Origin of the sequence: Bradyrhizobium sp. PRIMUS42, assembly GCF_023006515.1 — a bacterium.
In the GTDB taxonomy this organism is placed as follows: Bacteria; Pseudomonadota; Alphaproteobacteria; order Rhizobiales; family Xanthobacteraceae; genus Bradyrhizobium.
Map to the genome: position 1 here is coordinate 1 of NZ_JALBGZ010001295.1, position 916 is coordinate 916.

The window sequence follows — 916 nt, forward strand, 5'->3', positions numbered from 1 at the left end:
CGTCGCGCGCGCCCGGTGGAACAGGCTGATCGCCGCCGCGCTGGCAAGCAGACACACCGCGCCGCCAAGCGCGACGAGCCGCAAATCGTGCTCTTCGGTGAGACAGTAGAGAACTTGATACATCGCGGGCCCCTATCGACCCGCACTTGAACCAACAGAAGTGGACAGTCGGTAACCGGCTACGCGCCTGTTGCGGCAATGGTGAACAGAAGATGTTCTCATTCACTCGGATTGTTCATCCCCGCGCCGGCGCACCGAGGCCGATCACGACGGCAGCGAGCAACAGGACCGCTGCGGACACCAGCAGCGACAGATGCAGCCCCGCCATGAATGCCCTCTCCGCGGCCACCAGGGAGCCGAACAACGCGACGCCGAGCACGCTGCCGGTCTGCCGCGTCGCGTTCAGGACGCCCGCCGCGATACCGGAGCGCGCTTTTTCGACGCTGCCCAGCAAGGTCGAGGTCAGCGGCGGAACCAGCAGCCCAAGTCCGGAGCTGATCGCGATCATCTGAGCGCAGATCATCCAATAGCTCGTGTCAGCCGCAATCCACAGCAGACCGAGACAGCCGAGCGCCGATACGCAGGCACCGACCACGATGGTGGGGCACGGGCCGATGCGCTCGGCGAGGCGCGGCGCCAGCAGGTTGACCGGCAGCACCGCCGCCATCATCGGCACGAAAGCGAGCCCGGTCCACCACGCCGACAGCCCGTTGATGCGCTGGAAGTACAGGCTGAGCACGAAGATCAAGCCGTAGATTGCGATGTTGACGAGCAGGCCGACGAGCGAGGTCAGCGCGAACAGCCTGTGGCTGAACAACGACAACGGCAGCATCGGCTGCGTCGCGCGCCTCTCGCGCCAGACGAAGAGCGCGGCGAGAACGGCGGCGCCGACAAAAGCGGCGATCACGGCCGGATG

1 protein-coding gene is annotated in these 916 nt (G+C 66.0%); it reads right to left on the reverse strand.

Translation table 11 applies throughout. The annotated features are described in order from the left end of the window. Positions 1 to 235: 235 nt before the first annotated feature. On the reverse strand, positions 236 to 916 hold a 681-nt coding region (locus MOV75_RS39830; protein ID WP_247008328.1), incomplete at its 5' end, for an MFS transporter.